Consider the following 6,105-nt stretch of genomic DNA (forward strand, 5'->3'; position numbering starts at 1 on the left):
TAATGGGGTAAAAAAAAGATACTTAAATTTAGAGAATAAAAAAAGGCAAGCGACCTACATCACACCGCTACGACCGTATACCTTTGCTACGTTCCCGTCCTGGAGGGTTCAACAGGAGCTGGTTGTGTAGGACTTGCCTGATGCAAAGGTAAAATATTTTTTATAAAATAAAAGTGTTTATAGAAAGTTTTTTCTCTAAAAATCTTGTGTTTTGATTCTATTATTTAGAAATGAGTAGATTATAAGCGAGTATTTTTTTTATTTTTTTTGGCAATTCCTACGGACCGCGCTTTATCTTTCTCAATCTTTTTTTGATTGGTTGTTTAGCTAATGTCGAAATGCATCCAATCAAAAAAGGATTTCCACTGCAATCGTTATTGCTTTTTTTTTTAAATATTTTTTTATTTCATTGTTTTAAAACATAAAAATATTCCACAAAGAATTATAAGATATATATATCTTTGTCAAATGATAAGTTTTAATAAGATTTTCAAAAATTCTTTGATATTAACAGCGATTACATTAGTGCTGTTTTTCGGTTTATATTTTTATTTTTCTACGAATGGTAATGTATCAGTAAAAGATTATTATACGTATAGTTTTATGATATGTTGTTTCATACTTTTACCTGTGTATGCAATATATTGTTTTTTCATGATATTTAATTTGTCAAAAAAGAAAGCAATTAATTATCAAACTAGAGAAGACTTAATGAGTTTTAAAGAAGGATTTAAAGTAGGTTTTTATACTATTTTCTTTGCTGGTGCTATGAGTCTTATTGTTATTTTTCTATTTTTCAATACAGCAGGAGAGTGGGCACAAGATAGCTTAAAGCAAGGTCTTTTAGATACTTTTACAGATAATATGGCTGATCCTAAAATTGCAAAGGATATAGAATTATACAGAAATTCTGATGGATATAAAAATTTAAATTTATTTACAATTAAAAACTTTTTTGGATTGTTTTCTATGTTTTTATCTTTTTATATAGCTATCTCAGCTTTATTTTCTCAATTTTTAAAAAAACGTGTTTTTTAACATATGGATATATCAGTTGTTGTCCCTCTATTAAATGAGCAAGATTCTTTAGAAGAATTATTTTATAGAATAAAAAAGGTTTGCGAACAGAATGATTTTTCATTCGAAGTTATTTTTGTTGATGACGGAAGTACAGATGAGTCATGGCAAATTATAGAATACATAGGGAATTTTAATCCTGAAGTAAAAGGAATTAAATTCAGAAAAAACTATGGTAAATCTCCAGCTTTAAGTGCAGCTTTTAAAGAAGTGAAAGGTGATGTGGTGATAACAATGGATGCTGATTTACAGGACTTTCCAGAAGAAATACCATCATTATATCATATGCTTAAAAATCAAAAAGCAGATATTGTATCTGGTTGGAAAGAAAATCGTCAAGATAATAAATTGACAAAAAACTTACCATCAAAATTATTTAATGGTGTAGCAAGAAAAACTTCTGGTGTTAAACTTCATGATTTTAATTGTGGACTAAAAGCATATAGATATGAAGTTACACAGAATATAGAATTATATGGCGATATGCATCGTTATATACCAGTTTTAGCAAAAAATGCAGGGTATTCTCGTATCATAGAGAAAAAAGTAAAACATCAGGCAAGAAAATATGGTGTTTCTAAGTTTGGAGCAAATCGTTTTGTAAATGGGTTTTTAGATTTAATTACATTATTCTTTGCTTCTCGTTTTGGAAACAAACCAATGCATATTTTTGGTTTATTAGGAACTTTAATGTTTATCTTAGGTTTTATGTCTTCTTTTTACATTGGAATAGAGAAGTTATTTAAAGTTTATATTTCACATTCTCCTGCTAAGTTAATTACAGATAATCCATATTTTTATATATCTTTAGTTTTTATGATATTAGGAACTCAATTATTTTTAGCTGGATTTTTAGGTGAATTAATTGTTCGTAATAATCGTGAAAAACAATTATATTTAGTTCAAAAAGAGCTTAATTTAAATTAATGAATTTTGAAAAAAATAATATTACTTTGCTTATTTTGTATTTTAATTTTATCATGTAATTCGTCTATTAATGGAGAAGGAATTGCAACTGCGCAAAAAGAATATAAAGTAGATAAAATTGATAATTTAACCATATCATGTAATTGTAATGTTATTTTAGTTCCAAGTAATACTATAAATCTTAGAATAGATTCTCATCAAAATTTAATTGATAATTTGGATATTACTACAAATAAGAATTCGTTATCAATCAAAGAAAAGAAGGATGTAAAAGACTTCAGTTCTTATGATGTTTATGTGTATGTTACACGAGATTTTAAGAAATTTATTGTAGATAAAAAAACTTCTGTAACAACATCAGGTGCATTGAATGTTGATGAATTAGAAATTATAGCGAAAGATCAATCAAAAATATCACAAACTTATTTAATTACAGATAAATTGGATTTAAGATCAGAGGATCATTCATCTATATTATTGGAAGGAACTGCAGATAAAATGAAAATTAAAGCAGAAAATCAAGCCAAGTTAAATTTATTTAAATTTGAAGTTAATGAAGTTGATTTCTTAGCTGAAGATAATGCTTTGATTGATATTAATGCAAGACAAATACTTTCTGGCTCTGCAAAAAACAATACAATTGTAAGTTTTATTGGTGATCCCAATAAAGAATTAAAAATAACTGATCAAGCACAAGTGCTTAAAAAATAAAAACAAGAATGAGTTCAAGTTTAGAAAATGCGAAATTATGGCTTTCTGATTCTTATGATGTAGAAACAAGAAATGCTGTACAAGATTTAATTGATAATAATCCTACAGAATTAGACGATTCTTTTTACAAAAACTTAGAGTTTGGTACAGGAGGAATGCGTGGAATAATGGGAGTTGGTACAAATCGTCTTAACAAATATACATTAGGTGCAGCAACGCAAGGTTTAGCAAATTATATTAATAAAACATATCCGAGTAAAGAAAAATCAGTAGCAATTGCATTTGATGTCCGTCACAATTCGGATGTTTTTGCAAAATTAGTTGCTGATGTTTTAACTGCAAATGGAATAAAAGTTTATTTGTTCGAATCTTTTCGTCCAACACCAGAATTATCTTTTGCAGTTCGTCATTTAGGTTGTGATGCAGGTATTGTATTAACAGCTTCTCATAATCCACCAATGTACAATGGTTATAAAGTGTATTGGAATGATGGAGCACAAATTGTTCCGCCACAAGATGGAGAAATAATTAATGAAGTAAATAATACAAAAGTTGACGATATCAAATTTCAAGGAAATGATGAGTTAATTACGATTATAGGTAAAGAAGTTGATGAAGCTTTTATTGAAGCTTCTGTTAAAAACGGTAGTTTTACTTCTGAAGGGAAAAATGATATAAAAATTGTTTTTACATCAATTCATGGAACTTCTGTAGTTATTACTCCAAAAGCATTTGAAAAAGCTGGTTTCACACAAGTTCATCAAGTTCCAGAACAAGCAATTCCAAGTGGAGATTTCCCAACGGTTAAATCTCCAAATCCAGAAGAGCCAGAAGCTTTAACAATGGCTGTTGATTTAGCAAACAAAATTGATGCTGATGTTGTTATTGGAACTGATCCAGATGCTGATCGTGTAGGTGTTGCGACTCGTAATAATGAAGGTGAGATAGTTTTATTAAATGGTAACCAAATGAATACTGTTTTGGCTTATTATTTATTAGAAAAGTGGCAAGAAGCTGGTAAATTATTAGGAAAAGAATTTATAGGTTCTACAATCGTTACTTCTGATATATTTTATGACATCGCAGCAAAATTTGGTGTAGATTGTAAAGTTGGTTTAACAGGATTTAAATGGATTGCTGATATGATTCGTCGTTTCGAAGGTAAAGAAACTTTCGTTGGGGGAGGAGAAGAGTCTTTTGGATTTATGGTAGGTGATTTTATTCGTGATAAAGATTCTGTAACTACAGCTTTGTTAGTTTCTGAAATTGCTGCTGTACAAAAAGCGAAAGGTAGTTCATTATATAATAAATTAGTTGAAATTTTTGTTGAGATAGGAAAAGCTTATCAAGAAGATTTAATAAATATTGTAAAACCAGGAAAAGAAGGTGCAGAATTAATCGCTCAAATGATGGTTGATTTTAGAACGAATGCTCCAAAAGAGTTGGCAGGTTCTAAAGTTATTCGTGTAAAAGATTTTCAATCTTCAATTGATAAAGATTTAGTAACTGGAGAAGAAATAACGATTGATGTTCCAAAATCAAATGTGTTAATTTTCTATACTGAAGATGGAAGTAAGGTTGCTTGTCGTCCTTCTGGAACAGAACCTAAAATTAAATACTATTTCTCAGTAAATGCTCCAATTCAAAATGTAGGAGAATATAAAGAAATTCAAAAACAGTTATTAGATAAAGTTGATCAACTTAAAAACGATTTTAGTTAATAATTTATATTATATCATACAAAAAAAGACCTCTATTTAGAGGTCTTTTTTTGTATGATATATTTGCTTCTTTAGTTGAAAAATAAATTAAAAAAGTAATAAAATCCAGTTGCAATTAAAGCTGAAACAGGAATAGTTAAGATCCAAGCCCAAAGTAAACTGATTGTAACTCCCCAACGAACGGCAGAAATACGTTTTACCATTCCAACACCAATAATAGAACCTGTAATAACGTGTGTAGTAGAAACAGGCATTTTAATGTGTTCTGTAAAAAATAAAGTTATTGCTGAAGCAGTTTGAGCTGTGAAACCTTCGATAGGTGTAATTTTAGTAATTTTATTACCCATTGTTTTTAAGATTTTCATTCCTCCTCCTAATGTACCAATTGCAATAGCAGAAAAACACATGATAGGAACCCAATCATGAATATCTGTACTACTTGACGTTATAAACCAACTTTTCCAATTAAAAACATCATTCATAAACCATCCATCCATATTAGCTTTACTAATAGCTTCTTGGTTTGCAAGTAAGGCAAATGTGATAACACCCATTACTTTTTGGGAATCATTTAATCCATGTCCAACACTAAGCATTGCAGATGAAACAAGTTGTAATCTTTTGAACCATTTATCTGCTTTATGAGGTTTTGCTTTTCTACAAAGATTTAATGTAATAATGTAAATAACATTACCTGCAATTAAACCAATAATAGGAGCAACTAAAATGAATATTATAATTGTTAGGATAATAGATCCATTTATTGCTGAGAAATTATAACCTGTAGCAGCCAAAGCACCACCTGCAAGTCCACCTATTAATGTGTGTGAAGATGAAGAAGGAATTCCTAGTTTCCAAGTTAAAATATTCCAAGTTATAGCTGCTGATAGAGCTGCCATTACAACAATAGAAGGATTAGATCCAAATGCAACAACAACATCTTCTTTGATTATTTTTGCAATTGTATCTGCAACTCCAAATTCTCCAATAATATATTTTGCAATAAAGAAAGCTACAAAATTGAAAAATGCGGCCCAAATTACAGCTTGTATAGGTGTAAGTACTTTTGTTGTAACTACAGTTGCAATAGAATTTGCTGCGTCATGAAAGCCATTTAAAAAATCAAATAAAATGGCTAATCCTATAATTACAAATAATATAGTTAATTCCATTTTATGAATGTTTTACGGCAACAGCCTCTAAGACATTTGCTACGCTTTTACATTTGTCTGTTGCAGATTCTAAAGAAGAAAGTACTTCTTTGTATTTGATAATATTTTTTGCGTCTGTTTCATTTTCGAAAATCTCTTGAACTGCTTTATCAAAAATACGATCAGATTTATTTTCTAATTTATTGATGCGTTCGCATATTTCATAAATTCGATTAACATTCGTTAAATCTTTTAACTGTTCAACACCTTCACCAATTAATTGACAAGCTTCTAAATTTACAGCACTAATTTTGCGTATTGATTTAGTAATTTTTTCAACTTGATAAATATTGATTCTATTGGCAGCTCCATTTAAATTGTCTGCAACATAATCAATAGATTTTACTAATTGATAAATATCCTCTCTGTCGAATGGAGTAATAAAATTTTTACTTAATTCAAGATTTGTTTTTTGAGTAAGATATTCAATTTTACTTTCTATTTTAGAAATTTGAGCT

Annotated in this window: 6 protein-coding genes and 1 other RNA gene; 4 read left to right on the forward strand and 3 right to left on the reverse strand. The window is 28.9% G+C overall.

The genetic code is table 11. The features are described from left to right. Window positions 1–40: 40 nt before the first annotated feature. Window positions 41–139, reverse strand: an RNA gene (gene ffs, locus RT575_RS11935) — signal recognition particle sRNA small type. A 329-nt stretch (window positions 140–468) separates the two neighbouring features. On the opposite strand from ffs, the gene RT575_RS11940 reads away from it, so the two are divergent. The 4 genes from RT575_RS11940 to RT575_RS11955 are packed head-to-tail and all read left to right on the forward strand — an operon-like array spanning window position 469 to window position 4,436. Continuing rightward, window positions 469–1,038, forward strand: a complete 570-nt coding sequence (locus RT575_RS11940; protein WP_313581128.1) for a DUF4199 family protein — start codon at window positions 469–471, stop codon at window positions 1,036–1,038. Between the two features lie 3 nt (window positions 1,039–1,041). Further along, window positions 1,042–2,004, forward strand: a complete 963-nt coding sequence (locus RT575_RS11945; RefSeq protein ID WP_313386118.1) for a glycosyltransferase family 2 protein — start codon at window positions 1,042–1,044, stop codon at window positions 2,002–2,004. A gap of 6 nt (window positions 2,005–2,010) precedes the next feature. Further along, the gene (locus RT575_RS11950; protein WP_313581130.1) at window positions 2,011–2,715 is read left to right on the forward strand and encodes a GIN domain-containing protein; all 705 of its coding nucleotides are present in this window, start codon (window positions 2,011–2,013) and stop codon (window positions 2,713–2,715) included. Window positions 2,716–2,723: 8 nt separating this feature from the next. Then, window positions 2,724–4,436, forward strand: coding sequence for a phospho-sugar mutase (locus RT575_RS11955; protein ID WP_313581132.1), 1,713 nt, complete (start codon window positions 2,724–2,726; stop codon window positions 4,434–4,436). Between the two features lie 71 nt (window positions 4,437–4,507). On the opposite strand, the gene RT575_RS11960 is transcribed toward RT575_RS11955, so the two are convergent. Next, window positions 4,508–5,608 (reverse strand): inorganic phosphate transporter, encoded by a 1,101-nt coding sequence (locus RT575_RS11960; protein WP_313386115.1) that lies wholly within the window; start codon window positions 5,606–5,608, stop codon window positions 4,508–4,510. Between the two features lies 1 nt (window position 5,609). Then, window positions 5,610–6,105: DUF47 family protein (locus tag RT575_RS11965; protein ID WP_313581134.1), on the reverse strand; the 496-nt coding region annotated here is incomplete at its 5' end.

It is taken from the genome of Chishuiella sp. (genome assembly GCF_032109125.1).
Lineage (GTDB): Bacteria > Bacteroidota > Bacteroidia > Flavobacteriales > Weeksellaceae > Empedobacter.